Origin of the sequence: Methylocaldum sp., from assembly GCF_035627495.1 — a bacterium.
Taxonomy (GTDB): domain Bacteria; phylum Pseudomonadota; class Gammaproteobacteria; order Methylococcales; family Methylococcaceae; genus Methylocaldum.
On sequence record NZ_DASPLO010000043.1, the window covers coordinates 38623 to 53686 of the forward strand.

The 15064-nt window shown below is 60.1% G+C and carries 12 protein-coding genes; 8 read left to right on the forward strand and 4 right to left on the reverse strand.

Going from position 1 to position 15064, the window contains the following annotated elements; translation table 11 throughout:
• Positions 1 to 49: 49 nt before the first annotated feature.
• The gene (gene uvrB, locus VEB01_RS03505) at positions 50 to 2104 is read left to right on the forward strand and encodes an excinuclease ABC subunit UvrB (protein WP_324872902.1); all 2055 of its coding nucleotides are present in this window, start codon (positions 50 to 52) and stop codon (positions 2102 to 2104) included.
• 629 nt (positions 2105 to 2733) lie between these two features.
• Here the strand turns inward: uvrB and VEB01_RS03510 are convergent.
• Positions 2734 to 3372, reverse strand: coding sequence for a transaldolase family protein (locus VEB01_RS03510; protein ID WP_324872852.1), 639 nt, complete (start codon positions 3370 to 3372; stop codon positions 2734 to 2736).
• 58 nt (positions 3373 to 3430) lie between these two features.
• Entirely contained in the window at positions 3431 to 4222 is a 792-nt protein-coding gene (locus VEB01_RS03515) for an HAD-IIA family hydrolase (RefSeq protein ID WP_324872854.1), read from the reverse strand.
• A gap of 395 nt (positions 4223 to 4617) precedes the next feature.
• On the opposite strand from VEB01_RS03515, the gene dhaL reads away from it, so the two are divergent.
• Positions 4618 to 5256: a dihydroxyacetone kinase subunit DhaL gene (gene dhaL, locus VEB01_RS03520; protein ID WP_324872855.1), complete on the forward strand. Its 639-nt coding sequence runs from the start codon at positions 4618 to 4620 to the stop codon at positions 5254 to 5256.
• Between the two features lie 471 nt (positions 5257 to 5727).
• Here the strand turns inward: dhaL and dhaK are convergent, their stop codons facing one another.
• Positions 5728 to 6717 (reverse strand): dihydroxyacetone kinase subunit DhaK, encoded by a 990-nt coding sequence (gene dhaK, locus VEB01_RS03525; RefSeq protein ID WP_324872857.1) that lies wholly within the window; start codon positions 6715 to 6717, stop codon positions 5728 to 5730.
• 253 nt (positions 6718 to 6970) lie between these two features.
• On the opposite strand from dhaK, the gene VEB01_RS03530 reads away from it, so the two are divergent.
• From VEB01_RS03530 to VEB01_RS03545, 4 genes are all read left to right on the forward strand, one after another.
• Positions 6971 to 7216 (forward strand): hypothetical protein, encoded by a 246-nt coding sequence (locus VEB01_RS03530; RefSeq protein ID WP_324872860.1) that lies wholly within the window; start codon positions 6971 to 6973, stop codon positions 7214 to 7216.
• 375 nt (positions 7217 to 7591) lie between these two features.
• Positions 7592 to 8374 (forward strand): hypothetical protein, encoded by a 783-nt coding sequence (locus tag VEB01_RS03535; RefSeq protein ID WP_324872862.1) that lies wholly within the window; start codon positions 7592 to 7594, stop codon positions 8372 to 8374.
• Between the two features lie 259 nt (positions 8375 to 8633).
• A complete protein-coding gene (locus VEB01_RS03540) occupies positions 8634 to 9767 on the forward strand; it encodes a metallophosphoesterase family protein (RefSeq protein ID WP_324872864.1) in 1134 nt (377 codons plus the stop codon).
• Positions 9764 to 12418 carry an AAA family ATPase gene (locus VEB01_RS03545; RefSeq protein WP_324872866.1) on the forward strand — a complete coding sequence of 885 codons (2655 nt, stop codon included), beginning with the start codon at positions 9764 to 9766 and terminating at the stop codon, positions 12416 to 12418. Before VEB01_RS03540 ends, VEB01_RS03545 begins: the two co-directional genes overlap by 4 nt.
• Positions 12419 to 12520: 102 nt before the next feature.
• On the opposite strand, the gene VEB01_RS03550 is transcribed toward VEB01_RS03545, so the two are convergent.
• Positions 12521 to 13675, reverse strand: a complete 1155-nt coding sequence (locus tag VEB01_RS03550) for a hypothetical protein (protein ID WP_324872868.1) — start codon at positions 13673 to 13675, stop codon at positions 12521 to 12523.
• A gap of 194 nt (positions 13676 to 13869) precedes the next feature.
• Between VEB01_RS03550 and VEB01_RS03555 the strand changes: the two genes are divergently transcribed.
• Both VEB01_RS03555 and VEB01_RS03560 read left to right on the forward strand, forming a co-directional pair.
• Complete coding sequence (locus VEB01_RS03555; RefSeq protein WP_324872870.1) at positions 13870 to 14193, forward strand: hypothetical protein; 324 nt, start codon at positions 13870 to 13872, stop codon at positions 14191 to 14193.
• 489 nt (positions 14194 to 14682) lie between these two features.
• Positions 14683 to 14901: a hypothetical protein gene (locus VEB01_RS03560; protein WP_324872873.1), complete on the forward strand. Its 219-nt coding sequence runs from the start codon at positions 14683 to 14685 to the stop codon at positions 14899 to 14901.
• Positions 14902 to 15064 lie beyond the last annotated feature (163 nt).

The window sequence follows — 15064 nt, forward strand, 5'->3', positions numbered from 1 at the left end:
GTGTCGAGTTAAAGATTGATCAAATAGGTCAGGCTCAATGCCGCAAAAAATGATACTCGATGAAACCTTGCCCCTGAATCCCACCAAGGGAAAAAGTTTCAATCTCCATAGTCAATTCAAGCCGTCGGGCGATCAGCCGGAGGCGATCCGGCAACTGATCGAGGGTCTTGGTGACGGCTTGTTACACCAGACCCTGTTGGGCGTCACAGGTTCCGGAAAAACCTTCACCGTCGCGAATGTCATCCAGACCCTGCAGCGCCCGACGCTGATCCTGGCGCCGAACAAGACGCTGGCCGCCCAGCTTTACGGAGAGATGAAGGAGTTCTTCCCCGAGAACTCGGTGGAATATTTCGTTTCCTATTACGACTATTATCAGCCTGAAGCCTATGTTCCGGCTTCCGACACCTATATCCAGAAGGATGCCTCGCTCAACGAGCACATCGAGCAGATGCGCCTGTCGGCCACCAAGGCGCTGATCGAGCGGCGCGACACGGTCATCGTGGCGACCGTGTCCTCCATCTACGGCTTGGGCGAACCGGCATCCTATTTCAGCATGGTGCTGCATCTGGTGCGCGGGGACATCATCAGCCAACGGACGATCCTGCGCCGGCTGGCCGAGCTTCAGTACACCCGGAATGAAACCGAGCTGCGCCGCGCCACCTACCGGGTGCGGGGCGATGTGATCGACGTGTTCCCGGCGGAATCGGAGAAAGAGGCGCTGCGCATCGAGCTGTTCGACGACGAGATCGAGCGGCTGTCGCTGTTCGATCCCCTGACCGGGGAAATCATTTCCCGCACCGCCCGGTATACCGTTTATCCCAAGACCCATTACGTCACGCCGCGGGAGAAAATCATGGAAGCGGTGGACCAGATCAAGGCCGATCTCAAGGTGCGGCTGGAGGAACTCCGCTCCCTCAACAAGTTGGTCGAGGCCCAGCGCCTGGAGCAGCGCACGCTGTTCGATCTGGAGATCATGCTGGAAGTGGGCTATTGCTCGGGCATCGAGAATTACTCCCGCTATCTCTCGGGCCGCGCGCCCGGCGAAGCCCCGCCGACCCTGTTCGATTATCTGCCGGACGACGCGCTATTGGTGGTCGATGAAAGCCACGTCACCATTCCGCAGCTCGGCGCCATGTACCGGGGCGACCGCTCGCGCAAGGAAACACTGGTGGAATATGGTTTCCGCCTGCCGTCCGCGCTGGACAACCGGCCGCTCAAGTTCGAGGAATTCGAGGCTCGCTCGCCGCAGCGCATCTACATCTCGGCGACGCCGGGGCCGTACGAGCTCAAGCATTCCGGGGCCGTCATCGAACAGGTGGTGCGACCGACCGGCCTGGTCGACCCGGACGTCGAAATACGCCCGGCCCTGAGCCAGGTGGAAGACCTGCTTTCGGAGATTCGCGAGCGTATCGCCCGCAAGGAACGCGTGCTGGTGACGACGCTGACCAAGCGCATGGCGGAAGACCTGACCGAGTACCTGTTCGACCACGATATCGCCGTGCGCTATCTCCATTCCGACGTCGAGACCGTGGAGCGCGTCGAGATCATCCGCGACCTTCGGCTCGGCAAGTTCGACGTGCTGGTGGGCATCAACCTGCTGCGCGAAGGTTTGGACATTCCCGAAGTTTCTCTGGTCGCGATCCTTGATGCCGACAAGGAAGGCTTTCTGCGGTCGACCGTTTCGCTTATCCAAACCATCGGTCGCGCTGCCCGTAACCTCCGCGGCAAGGCGATCCTCTATGCGGACACCGTTACCGGCTCCATCCAGCGGGCGATCGAAGAGACCGATCGCCGCCGCGCCAAGCAAATCGAGCACAACACGAGAACCGGGCTTACGCCGACGGGCATATCCAAGCGCGTGACGGATATATTGGAAGTCCCGATACCGGGGGCCTTGCAACCGGGTGCCGGGAAAAAGAAGCTGGCCAAAGTGGCCGAAAAGGGCGCCGATTACCGCACGGTGAAACCGGCGGAAGCCACCAAGCTGATCAAGCAGCTCGAAGAAAAAATGTACGTCCACGCCCGCGAACTCGAATTCGAGGAAGCGGCGCGGCTGCGCGACGAAATTCGGCGGATTCAGGCGGAAGTGTTTTCGGGAGCCTAGGCGTACTTTTAAAAGCCGCACGAATGCGAAAAAACGCGCTTCGGATTATTCGATCCAAATCATCCTTGCCGGCATTACTGTTCGTAACGAAAGTAAAATTACATCGTCACCCCGGCAAGGAAGGGCTGCGGCTAAAGCAACCGTTTGCGATTGGATGCCGGGGTCCAGTTTACAAGGACGTAGACGCCTCGCCATCCTTGGCCTCTGGATTCCGGCAATTCATGCCGGAATGACGGGTAACACTGGCATTTCTTTATGCGCTGTATCTTCCCTCTCGGCGCATTGAGTGCTGCTTTCGATGGTTAAGTCGGGCGTCTCGATCGAATTCTATTACACCCTGGATGGATACCGCGTCGTGGTACGGTCTCGGACCACCAGGTTATTTACGCCAAGACCTACGCCCTGCGTCAGGTTGCGATAAAGGCGTGCAAGCGGCTGGAGAGATCACTGGCCGGCCCTGTGAAAGGCAAAAACCACAAGCCGAGTAACTGAGGTTTTTCTACCTGAAGCGATGCTTCGAAGCAAAAACGCCTGAATAATGCCGTTTGCTCAGGACGAGCGGTCATCCGGCAACAAAAAAAGCCCTATGCTTTCGCGTAGGGCTTTTTTTCGTCGGGAAGGCTGGTGAATCAGCCGTTGCGGACCGCGCGTCCGAATTCCTCGATGGCCTGATCGGACAAGGGATGATCGCCCATCTCAAGTAGCAAAGGCAGAGGAATGGTGACGTGATGAGCGCCCGCGATCACGGCCTGCACCACTTCACTCGCGGATTTCAGGCTCGCGACGAGGATCGTGGTCGGCGTGTCGCAGGCATCGACGACCGCGCGCATCTCCGAAACCAGTCCCACGCCATCGCCTTGCAGCCGAGTGCTGCGATTTACATAGGCGATCGAGTACGTCACGCCCGCCTCGCAGGTGAGATACGTTTGCGCCGCGCTGTAGCTGGCGGTCATGCCGACGTTGATGCCCTCTTTGGCGAACTTCGCAGCCAATACCAAATTTTCCGTAGTCATCGCGATTTTCAGCGCGATATTGGGTCGCAGGGCCAGAAAGCGCCGTGCTTCCACTTCCCGTTCGGCCACGGTCGGCGCGGTCAATTGATAAAAAACCGGGCCGGGACAAATGTCGGCCAATTCGGCGATCACATCCTCGGGCTTGCGGTCGGCTTTCGCCATCAAGGTCGGATTCGTGGTGATGCCGGCGACAAAGCCGAGCGTCATCGCCTGCCGTGCATCGGCGGCCAAGGCTGAATCTAAAAACAGGGACATCGTGTTCTCCGTGAAGGTTGAATCTATCGGTCTTAGCCGGTTCGGCTCTTTTCACGCATTATTGGATCGCCTCGATCACTTCGCGAATGTCTTCCATCACCCAGGTGGGCGCATAATCGAGATCGGCGAGGTGTGCCCGGGTGGAGATGCCCGAAAGCACCAAAATGCTTCGGATTCCGGCGCGAACGGCCCCAAGGATATCCGTGTCCAGGCGATCGCCCAGGACGATGGTTTCTTCGGACGGCACTTGCAAACGCTCCATCGCCAGTTGATACATGATGGGCTCGGGCTTGCCGATGATGGTGGGCACGATGCCGGTGGCAGCTTGCAAAGCGGCTAAAACAGCGCCGTTGCCGTGCGTGAGGCCATGCTCGGTCGGAAGCGAGGTGTCGGGATTGGTACCGATAAATTTCGCTCCGGCGCGGAGGTTGAGGGTGGCCGTGGCGAGCTTGTCCCAAGAAAGGGTACGGTCCAGGCCGCAGACCACATAATCGGCGTCTTTTTCGTAGAGTTCCGCCAGGCGAAAGCCGTTTTCGAGCAGAGCCTGGCACACGCCGTCCTCGCCGATGGGGAACACCTTGGCCCCGGCCTGGGCGTGTTGCTTGAGATAGAGCGCGGCGGCGAGCCCCGAACCGATCACCTGATCGCGGTCGGCGTTCACCCCCATGCGGGCGAGCTTGGCGACGTACTGCTCCGGCGTATTGCTGGCGTTGTTGGTCGCCAGCACAAAGCGGATCTGTCGGGCGCGCAGGGTCTCGAAGAATTCCACCAACCCGGGCATTGGGCGTTCGCCCTCCCAGAGCACGCCATCCATATCGATAATTAAGGCGCGAATATCGTTGAGTGTCATGAGGTCGATTATCCTAGAAACGGCAGTTGGACGCGTCCGAGTGTGCTGCTGGCAGGCCGGATGGCCAGGCGCGACGACGCGGCGGGGTAGCCTCCCGCAAGGAAGAGTCGTCCTGGCGCTCCCAGGACGACCGTTTGCGATTGGAGGAGCAACGCCGCCAGGCGGCCTGCCAGCAGCACACTCGGGTGCGTAGCGGCTTCATCCAAACGGTGAAGTGGATAAAAGCTAGGACAGTCAGGATTCATAGGGCTTTTCGAGTCCATCTAAGCGGTCAACTGCCGTTTCTAGGATTAATAGATTGCCGATCGAAGCGCGCCTAAATTACCCTTTGATCGCCGGCTCGTCGATACTTGGCCGCTTTTCCGAAACCGCAACCAACCCTAAAGAGTATTTCCATGCCAGCAAGCACCTCCGAAATCAAGGCATACATCCAGGCCGCCGCGATCGTCATCCGTGAACACGCCGAGGAAGTCGCCGCGCTCGACCAGGCCATTGGCGACGGCGATCATGTCGCCAATCTGCAGCGGGGCCTCGCCGCCTTGGACTCCTTGGCGGAAGAGCTTGGGCAAATGGACTGGCCCGCCGCCTTCCAGAAAATCGGCATGAGCCTCATGAGCAGCGTGGGCGGGGCTTCCGGCTCGCTCTACGGCACGTTTTTCCTAGCCATGAGCAAGGCTATACGCAACAAGGAAATGAATTTGCCGAATTTGGCCGAAGCCTTCAGCCAAGGCGTCGAAGCGATGAAACAGCGGGGCAAGGCCGATTTAGGCGAAAAAACCATGCTCGATGTCTTGATCCCGGTGGCAAACGCCTTGCAACAGGCGGCGCAAGAATCTTGGGCATTGCCGCAAGCATTGGAGAACATCAACCGTGTGGCCGAGGCCGGCTGCGAGTCCACCCGCGACCTGATCGCCACCAAGGGACGGGCGTCCTTTCTGGGCGAGCGCGCCCGCGGCCATATCGATGCGGGGGCTAGGACCAGTCAGTTGATGATTGGGGCAATCGGAGACGTGGTGGCGAAGAGCTTACAGTAGCCCCCTCCGCGGCTTGTTAGGTATGCCGGGAACCTTCTTATAGCTTATAGCCACTTGATTTCTACCTCTGCCCCCAGGGATTCGAGCACGTGCCGGATTCCCTCAACGCCCTTGTCAGAAGGAAGAGTTAAAGATACAAGCTCTCTGGCCATTATGCGGCGAGCCAGACACTTCGCTTCAAGTCGTGGTTGCTGCCCAAACTCCACAAGCCGGGGCACCAATTGGCAGCGTGCTTTACCATCCCAATCCGTCCATGATCGGTTTGCATCCCAACTCAATACAGTAATTTTGATGCCGTTTTTCACAATTAGGACCTAATTCCATTCGGCATTCGAGTGAACATTAATTGTAGGGTGGGTTAGCGAAGCGTAACCCACCGATTCGAGGTCGCTCGGTGGGTTACGGCCTCACGGCCTAACCCACCCTACAAAAATTAATTCCTTATTGAAAGCGATTTGGAATAAAACGTTCTCAACACCCCCACCGCAACGCCGCCGTATGCACCGGCGCGTCCCACAGCCTGATCATCTCGTCGTCCAGCAGCGTCAGAGTGACGGAGCAGCCCGCCATGTCCAGCGACGTGGTGAAATTTCCGACCAGCGAACGAGCAACGGTCACTCCGCGCTTATCCCAGAATTGGCGGGCCAAGTCATAGACAAGATAAAGCTCCATCAGGGGCGTCGCGCCGAAACCGTTGACATGCAGCAATACCGGTTGGCCTTTACCGAGTTTCAGCTCGCCGTCGATGGCTTGGGCTAGGTGCTCGACGATTTCCGAAGCGCTGGCCAAAGCCATGCGCTCCCGCCCCTTCTCCCCGTGGATGCCCACACCCATTTCCATTTCGCCTTCGCCGATATCGAAGGTAGGTTTGCCCAAAGCCGGGACGGTACAACTGGTCAGCGCCACGCCCATGGAGGCAGTCGCCCGCACGACCCGTTCGCCTAGAGCCTTGCAACCGGCCAGGTCCATGCCCGCTTCGGCCGCCGCGCCGACGATCTTTTCGACGATGATCGTGCCCGCCACCCCACGTCGCCCCATACCCTGGTGTTCGGGGATGGACACATCGTCATGCACCAGCACCGTCTCGTGGGGGCAGTCGAGCATCTCGCCGGCGATCTCGAAATTCATCACATCGCCGGCGTAATTCTTGACGATGAACAACACGCCGCCGCCGTTTTCCGTGGCCTGGGCGGCGGCGAGCATCTGGTCCGGCGTGGGCGAAGTGAACACCTGTCCCGGACAAGCGGCGTCCAGCATTCCGAGGCCGACGAAACCGGTGTGCAAGGGCTCGTGCCCTGAGCCGCCGCCGGAAATCAGCGCCACCTTGCCCGGTACACGAGGAGCGGTACGGGCCATATAGCGGGGTTCGGAATTGAAGCGGACGATGTCGGCGTGTGCCAGCGCAAAGCCCCGCTCGCTTTCCTCCAGTAGGCTGTCAACAGTATTGATGAATTTCTTCATGAGGGTCCTTAATCGTTCGGCGATTCGTTAACCGGAGTGGCACGAACCGCAGGCATAGGTAAACGTGCCGGAAAGCAAACCATCGCGACCTCTTTCGGTCAAGTTTTGTCCGAACGGATTACACGGGAAACATAGTTTTCCGGGATACGGCTTGGGTGTTTTCGAGCCGTAATGCGGTCAGATATCATTACCGTAAGCAGGCTTGTATCTGCGCCTTGCAAGAACAAAAACGAAATCTTAGGAGAGACTAAGCATGAAGAAATCCGCGATTCTGATCTTGGGAAGCATCGGTTTTTGGCTGGGATCGGCGTCGGTAACCTGGGCTGACGATGATCAAAAGCATCCCGGCTATCATTTCGAGCCGGTTGTGGTCTATCAAGATGCCCAAATCACGCAGACTAACAACGCCGCCACAACCAAGGCTGACCCTGAATATCCCGCCGTTTACTTCGAACCGAAGGTCATTTATCAGGACAAGGAACTCATAAAAGCCTACTGATCAGGCTTTTTATAGCGTTTTCAGTTCTGATGTACGGTCTAAGAAGGAAGCCGCCATTGGCGGCAACTTAGTTTGGAGCGGGTCTCGCCCCGCGGGCGAGTTTCGCTGCGAACTCCGTCCGTGGAGTTCGCCCTTCGGGCCAGCGTTCCGCTGTCCCAATTCGCTCCCGGCGAATTGGTCTTTTGCTTGCCCAAAAGAAAGAAACCAAAGGCCGCCCGGATGGCGCGCTGATCCTGTGCGTCACCGCCTGGAGCCGGGGGCGATGCTCGGGCGCGCCATAACGGGACTATACCGAATCGCCATACATCAGATTTGAAAATGCGCTAGCGACTATCATTATGCTTTCCATCAAAATTTGAAGGGGTTGAAGTGGATATGACGGCGTTCAAACTGATTCCCGCCAGTCTGTTTTCTGTGGTCCTATTGGCGGGTAGTCCTGTAATCCAAGCGACGGACGATGCGCAGCATCCGGCGTATGATTTCGAATCCTCGGTACTGTCTCAGAACCCAGACCTTTCCTCGCCCCCCAAATCAGGCGCTAAAGCAATCCCGGACAACAATCCCGACGATTCGGATTCGAAAGGGACTGGCGTTTTTCGCCCTTCTGAAGCAAGCCATGATGCCGGTGAGACGACGACTCGGTTTTCGAAATCGCAGGAAAGCCACTCCAACCAGGACAACTTTCTCGGCTTCGTGGTGCTATCGCTGATCGCATGGGATTTTGGCCGGCGTTTTGCGAACCGATCGAGAAATGGCGCTTCCCAAACCGGCGTTCTGCCATTGATATGGCAGCGGGATCGGAGCGGTTCGTTTGCCCCGGATGTCTTAAGCACAGCGGGTTCCGCATTTTTGGATCACCCGGTCCACGCAAGTCTTTTCGTCATATCCTTTGCCTTTCTGACGTTGGTACACGCACCGCTCTTGATTTCGGTATCGCTGCTCGTATTGCTGGTCTATCTAACGATGTTCTTTGGAGCGCGCCTTCCGAAATCCCCCGCCATTACCGCCCTGCCCGAAGAGATCATCCCCGAACCCGCTACAGTAACCGCGCACAACGACAACGCAGCCCCAGCCAGCCCGAGTGCTCGACGACGCCAATCCGGCAGCGGAAAAACCGCGGCTCCGAGAAATAGAACCCGAAAGCCCGAGGCGCCTTGATGACGGACTCAGATTCGCCGAATGTCCCTTAAGCCGTCCCGCACGGCTGCGGCGAAGAAAGCCTTCATTTCGGTAAGCCTTTTCTCCTTGGTGGGCTCTCATCTATCCGCCGGCTGAAATAAACTCGCAGAGACACCCACTCGCGTCGCATCGCCTTCGGCGCCACCGGTTTTAAACAGGTTCTCATATGTAAAATATATATCGATCGTTGGAGTCTATTTCTCCACCGACACGAATCCTTTACGACCGGGGGCACCTTTTGATCAAGCTACTGCACACCGCTGACTGGCAAATCGGCAAGCTATTCGGCCAGTTCGAGCCCGACGAGGCCGCTCTCCTTGCTGAAGCACGATTCAAAGCCGTCGAGCGGCTCGCGAGCGTTGCAACCGAAAACCGAGTCGACCTCGTGCTGGTCGCAGGGGATGTTTTCGATGCGCAGGGCGTGGCCGACAAGACCATCCACCGCCTCTTCAATGCCATGGCGGGTTTCGAAGGCCCATGGATCTTGCTCCCGGGGAACCATGATGCCGCGCTCGCCGAATCCGTCTGGACGCGCGCGGCGCGTCTCAAAGCCATTCCCGGCAACGTGACCGTCTGTTTGCGGCCGGAGCCCTTGCTGCTCGATTCGATCAACGTCGCTGTGCTGCCCGCGCCGCTGACGCAGCGCAATACCCATACCGACCTGACCGAATGGTTCGCCGCGGCCGAGACACCCGCCGGAATGCCGCGGATCGGGCTGGCGCACGGCAGCGTCCAAGGCATCCTCGCGGAAGGCATCGATTCGGCCAACCCAATAGCCGCCGGGCGCGCGGAGCAAGCGGGCCTCGATTACCTCGCGCTCGGCGACTGGCATGGCATGAAACAGGTGGATGCGCGCACCTGGTACAGCGGCACGCCGGAAACCGATCGTTTCAGGGCGAACGACTCCGGGCAGGCGCTTCTTGTCGAGCTGTCGGAGCCGGGCGCCCTGCCAACGGTAATGCCGGTCGCGACGGGTCAATACCGCTGGCATTCGGAAGCGCTCTTACTTCAGGTGCCCAGCGATGTCGATCAGGCATTACAGCGGATTTCGGCCTTCGGGCCAGCGGATGTCGTGCAACTCGGATTGTCCGGGCGAACCGATCTCGGCGGACACCGGCGTCTTCTCGATTCCATCGAGCAAGCTCGCGGCAAAGCCCGGAGCCTCTTGGCCGACCTGTCCGCGTTGCGGCTCGAACCCACGGTGGAGGACATCGACGCGCTGAAAGCCGACGGTTACCTGGGCGAAGTCATCGCCGAACTTCGCGCGGGCCAGGACGGGGCCGACGCGGAAGTCGCCCGGGACGCTCTTACTCTGCTTGCGGGCATCCTCGATGCGCAACGCGCGAATGCCGGCGTGGGAGGTTCGCCGTGAAGCTCTTTCGGATCCGTATCGAACAGCTCAAACAGTTCCGGCAGCCGATCGAGATCAAGGACCTCGAACCGGGCATCAACCTTTTTACCGGCCCGAACGAAGCCGGCAAGAGCACCATCGTCACGGCCATTCGCGCCGCGTTCTTTGAGCGGCATCGCTCCGGCAGCGTCGATGACCTGCGCCCCTGGGGCGATTCGTCGGCCTCGCCCGCCGTCGAACTGGAGTTCGCGGTCGGCGATAAACACTACAGGCTCACCAAGAGTTTTCTGGGGAAGAAGCGCTGCGAACTGCAAATCGGCGCACAGCGGCTGGATAGTGCCGAAGCCGAGGACCATCTCGCGGAGCTGTTGGGCTTTCGCTACGCCGGCCGCGGTGCCAGCGCCGCCGAGCACTGGGGCATCCCGGGCCTCTTGTGGAGCCAGCAGGGTGCCGTGCAAGACATTCGGGAATCGGTGACGCATGCCACGGACCACCTGCATACCGCGCTGAACGAGTCGCTGGGCGAGATCGCCAGCAGCTGCGGCGACGCGGTGCTGGCGACGATCGAAGCCGCGCGAAACGAGTTGCTGACTGCGGCAACCGGCAAGCCGCGGGGACCGTATGCCGAAGTGATGGAAAAGGAGGCTGCGCTCGCGGACGCCGTCCGGCAACTCGATGCGGAGATCGCCACTTACCGCCAGAAGGTCGATACCCTGGCATCCCTGCGCCGCGAACATGCCGCCGACGAGACCGAGAAACCGTGGGTGAGCTTTCGCGAACAAGAGCAGGCCGCGGCGGACAAGCTGGAAGCCATCCGGCGCATCGAAGAAGCCCTCGCGGCCGAGAAACTGCGCGCAACCCAGATCGAAGACCGGATCAAGCTGCTGCACGATCAACTAGAGACCTTCGGCAGCCAGGAGAAAGAAGTTGAAACACGCCGCGTGGAACTGGAATCCGTCCGTCAAAGGCAGGCGGCGGCCACGGTGCTCGCCGAGGAATGGCAGTCGAAGCGCGCGGAAGCGGAACAGCGCCATGAAGCCGCGCGCGAGGCGTTGCGCCTTGCGCGTCAGGAAGAGACGCGCCGCAGCCTGACGCGCGAATTCGAGGCGATGCGGCTCAAGGCGGAAAACACCGCCACCGCGCTCGAAAAGGCCGAGACTGAACAGACTGCCTTGCTCGAATTGCAAAGGCAAGCAGTCGCCTCCGAGATCAAGCTTCAAGACCTTGAACTGCTGCGCGAGCAACACCGGCAAATTCGCGAAACACAAATCCAGCTCGCCGCAGCCGCGACCCGACTGCATTTCACGCTGGAGGAGGACCGCAGTATCCAGGTCGGTGCCGAGTCTGTTGCCGGCACGGGCGAGCGGCTGTTGCTCGAGGCGACCACTCTCACGCTGCCGGGGCTCGGCCAACTCGAGATCGCGCCGGGCGGCGCGGATCTTTCCCAGCTCCGCCGCCACGAGAAGGAACTCGCCGATAGGCATGAGGCCCTGCTGCAGCGACTGGGTCTTTCGTCGCTGGAGGCCGCCGAAACCCGTCATCAGACTCACACACAAAGGCTCGCCGACATCAAAACGGCCGAGGCAACGCTGCAAGCACTCGCGCCGCAAGGGATCGAGCCGCTGCGTACCGAACTGGCCACCCAGCAGGTCCGCGCCGAAGAAATCGAACAAGCCTTGCGGCAATTGCCGTGCAGAGCCGAGCGCGCGGCGGCGCTCCCCACCGTCGCCGAGGCGGAAGCCACCGAGGAAACCGCCCGACAATCGCTCGCGCGGATCAACGACAGCCTGCACGAAGCGCAACTCGCCGCCGGTAAAGAGCAGACCGCGTTCGAAACCGCGACGCGGGAACTCTCGACCGCGCGGGCACTGCTAGCCGCACCGGACCGGGACGAACGCGTGGCGACGGCAAACCGGGACTTGATTGACGCGCGGGCCGAGCAGTCCACCTTGGCCGCCCGTATCGAAGCACTGGCCCGGCAATTGGCCGAAGCGCGCCCCGAGATCCTGCAGCAGGACGTCGAACGCTTCCGCAAGAGCGCCGAGCAACACGAGAAGCGCTTCAACGAGCGCCGCGACACGCTGCTGCGATTGGAAGTCGAACTCCAGGCGGCGGGCACTCAGGGGTTGGAAGAGCGCCGTTCGGAGCTGGCGCGCGACCTGGCTCAAGCCCAGCGCCGGGTCGAGGAACTGCGGCGGCGCGCCCATGCCCTGGACCACCTGTTGAACCTGTTGCGGGACAAGCGCCGCGCACTGACCCGGAGACTCCAAGCCCCGCTGCAAAAACACCTGAACCGCTATCTCCAGCTGCTGTTTCCGGAGGCCCGCCTGGACATCGACGAGAACCTCACCCCCGGCCCGCTGACGCGCACCGGATCAAACGGAACGGAATTGGGCGAATTCGAAAGTTTAAGTTTCGGCGCGCGCGAGCAGATGGGCATTATCAGCCGGCTCGCCTATGCGGGGCTGCTGCGGGAGGCCGGGCGGCCCACGCTGATCATTCTCGACGATGCACTCGTCCACAGCGATGAGGAGCGGCTGGCGCAGATGAAGCGGGTGTTGTTCGATGCGGCGACCCGGCATCAGATCCTGCTGTTTACCTGCCATCCGGCGAAGTGGCGAGACCTCGGGGTGGGGGCGAGGTCGTTGGAGGCGATTCGGGCGGAGGCGTAAGTTCCGGGTAGATTTTCTGCTGGTTCCTGAACTGCCGCTTGGGAACCAGCCAACCGGCAAAAATTATCTCCCGACTGCCACCAGTTAATATTAAAGTGTTCTTCACCGCCATAACTCGGCTTCTTTCAGCCGGCGCACCAGTGCCCCGCGCTTCCCGTGCCGCTCCATGAAGCCGTGTAGACGCGCGTCGAATTCGCCCCGGCTTGCATGGATCGTATAGGCTTCTGCCAGATCGACTAAGGCGCGGGTCGCCTCCTCATAAGACGAAGCGATGCCACGTTCCGCCTTCTGATCGATGCCACACCAGCAGCGGTCGAAGTCGGCCGCGAGGGTGGCCAGGTAGGCTTCCCGCCGCCGGCGCTGCTCGGCTTTCAGTTGGGCGAGTTCTTCCGCCACCCGTTGCAGGCGTATTTCCTTCGCTCCTTCCGCCAGTTTCCATAATTCGGCCACGGAGCGACGTTCCCTGAATGCCGCCGAGCGCGGCGCCCGCTCCCGCTGCCAAGCCAGAAAGCGCGCCTTGAGTTGCCGTTCGGCCTGTTGCGAGTGTCCTTGCAGCAGCTGTTTCAAGCTTAAACGAGCCTCCTTGACGGGCACCCCGGCCAGCCATGCGTCCATCTCGCGGTCGGAATCGACGGCCGCATCGGTCGCCTCCGAGTCCGTCGACGCCGCGGCTGCCAGCAAATCGGGATCGATCTCGAGGAACTCGACAAGGGCCTGCTGGGCACCGGTCAAGCTTGATAAACCCGGCGGCGGTTCCGGTTCGAGACTCGCCTCGTCAACCTCGCCCGCGGTGACTCCGGCAAGCCAACCGAGGTACAACGCTCGGCCATCGCCCCGGAGCAACTCGTCGCGCAACGGCACCAGGCGCCCCATCCAGCCGCTTCCGTTTTCGCTGCCGAAGCGGTCGTAGTTCTCACTTTCGTGCAGCGCCCACTCGATGATCCAGTGATCGAACGATTCGTCGATTGTCAGGGTGCTCTCCGTTTCAAAGCCGGCCAGTTCGCCCGCGGTGAACACGGAGTGCGGCACCCGGAGGGCAAAGCGGCAACTGCACCAATTGGCGACGTAGACGAAGGCATCGAAGTAACGCCGCATCCAGTCGGTCGGATCGCCCTTGAGGTCGCCCCAGTGGTATTCGTTGACGAAGGAGGCCGGCGTGATCGACGCCCGCGACGAACGGGTACGCAGTTCGGCCATTTGTGCCGGAGTCAGCGGCCTGTCGATGGTAACGAATTCGTAGTATTGATATTCGCTCATGCTGGTTTGGATCGTTGCTTGGAAAGACCGTTCGCGTTCCCCGCTGGAGGGATTCGGATTGTTTTATTTAAAGTGCCCATTGATAAAATCAAGTGCGCGATTATGGAAGCAAACAGCCCGAGCAACCGGACGAACCCACGGCGGGGTATCGGCGATGATTTCTACGGGCGACGGCAAGACGCGGGGTTGAACGAATGACTAAACGGAAAGCGAATCCCTTTTTAGGTCGGTGGCGCATTGTTTGGATGGAGATGTGGGACCAGGATTTCATCGATATGGAAGTGCCAGGCCACTTCACTTTCGAAAAGGATGGCCAGGGCAATTTTCAGTTTGGCCTGGTACAGGGTGACATGGACTACCGAGTCGATGGCAGCCGTGTCGAATTTTCGTGGATCGGCAATGACGAAATGGACGAGGCCTCGGGTCGCGGCTGCGCACGTATCGAGCATGGCGAACTGATCGGTCGCATCTTCTTTCATCGGGGCGACGACTCCGAGTTTCGCGCCATCAAAGCCTAAGAGGGTGTGTGGGAAGCGTCACGAGCGGCCCGAAGGCAAGCCTGTCCTGAGCTTAGTCGAAGGGGAGCCCGGCGCGCAGAAACCGGAGTGTACAAGTGCTACATGAGAATTTCGAGCACCGCGCGACGCCGCCATCGGGCCACGCAGTAGCTTCTCGCACACGCTCTAAGGCCAGCTGCCATGGCCGCCGCTACTGATAGCGCCGGGAATCCAGCACGGTCTCCACCGCTTTCGGACGGGTAAACAAGGGTAGCCATTAATTAAGACGCACTGAAGAAACGCCGCGCCGCCAAAGTCTGAAGGCGCGACCGGTGATGAGCACCGGGGCATGACGATAAAGTCACCGAGAACTTCGAGGTCAATCTCGAAGCCATCGAGGCCTTCTGGTCCGAGAGCGATTTCCCCCAAGGCTATGGCCGCCTCCTCGACGAACTCGGCGATACGGTCATTCCCAATCTGGAGCGGTTGCCGATGATGGGATAACCGTTTATGGCGCGCCAGCCGGAATCGGTTGAGGCCGTGTCAAAACAAGAGAAGTTGCGAGCGCAACTGGCCCGCTTTGGAGACAGCGGCGATATCCGCGAGTATGTGATGGACGACTACTTGCTCCTCTACGTGATCATCAATGAGGTGGTTTACCTGCTATCCATTCGCCACCACAAGCAACTGTCCTTCGACTTCGCGCATCTTTGGCTGGATCGGACCTGAGAATGCACCAGCCGTACCGAGGACGGAACGGCAAAAAAAGCTTAAGACCGTAAGGGCGGGTTAGCCCTTCGGCTAGGCTCAGGACTGGCTCCCTCGCGTAACCCGCCTTTCCGCGGTGTGCGGCGGGTTACGGTGGAAGGGGGGCTCTGGTGCTCCCAGAGAC